Consider the following 1150-nt stretch of genomic DNA (forward strand, 5'->3'; position numbering starts at 1 on the left):
AGGATTAGGATGAACCGTTACGTTCACATCATCAGAAGCTGAACAGCCATTGGCATCAGTTACCACAACTGAGTAGTTACCAGATGTTGACACGGTAATGGTCTGGCTTGTCGCGCCGTTTGACCACAAATATGTTGCTCCTGCATTACCTGCATCTAATGTAATCGTTCCGCCTACACATGTTTCCTGGTCTGGGCCAAGGTTCACAACAGGATTTGGATGAACAGTTACATTCACATCATCAGAAGCAGAACAGCCATTGGCATCAGTTACCACAACTGAGTAGTTACCAGATGTTGACACGGTAATGGTCTGGCTTGTCGCACCATTTGACCACAAATATGTTGATCCTGCGTTGCCTGCATCTAAGGTAATTGTTCCACCTGCACATGTTTCCTGGTCTGCACCAAGGTTCACAACAGGATTAGGATGAACCGTTACGTTCACATCATCAGAAGCTGAACAGCCATTGGCATCAGTTACCACAACTGAGTAGTTACCAGATGTTGACACGGTAATGGTCTGGCTTGTCGCGCCGTTTGACCACAAATATGTAGCTCCTGCATTACCTGCATCTAATCTAATCGTTCCGCCTACACAAGTTTCCTGGTCTGCGCCAAGATTCACAACAGGGTTCGGATGAACTGTAACATTTACATCATCAGAAGCAGAACAACCATTTGCATCAGTTACTACAACTGAGTAGTTGCCTGATGTTGAAACCGTGATGGTCTGGCTTGTTGCGCCGTTTGACCACAAATATGTTGCACCTGCATTGCCTGCATCTAATCTAATCGTTCCGCCTACACATGTTTCCTGGTCTAGGCCAAGGTTCACAACAGGATTTGGATGAACAGTTACATTCACATCATCGCTTGCAGAACAACCATTTGCATCAGTCACCACAACTGAGTAGTTGCCAGATGTTGAAACAGTAATGGTTTGGGTTGTCGCTCCATTTGACCATAAATATGTAGCTCCTGCATTACCTGCATCTAATGTAATCGTTCCGCCGGCACATGTTTCCTGGTCTGGGCCAAGGTTCACAACAGGATTTGGATGAACAGTTACGTTCACATCATCAGAAGCCGAACAGCCATTCGCATCAGTTTCCACAACTGAGTAGTTGCCAGATGTTGAAACTGTGATG

At 45.7% G+C, this 1150-nt stretch carries 1 pseudogene; it reads right to left on the bottom strand.

Annotation, left to right across the window (positions count from 1 at the left end):
* A pseudogene (locus ELS83_RS21650) lies at positions 1 to 1150 on the bottom strand (hypothetical protein); the annotation flags it as partial.

Source organism: Marinifilum caeruleilacunae (genome assembly GCF_013141825.1).
Taxonomy (GTDB): Bacteria; Bacteroidota; Bacteroidia; order Bacteroidales; family Marinifilaceae; genus Marinifilum; species Marinifilum caeruleilacunae.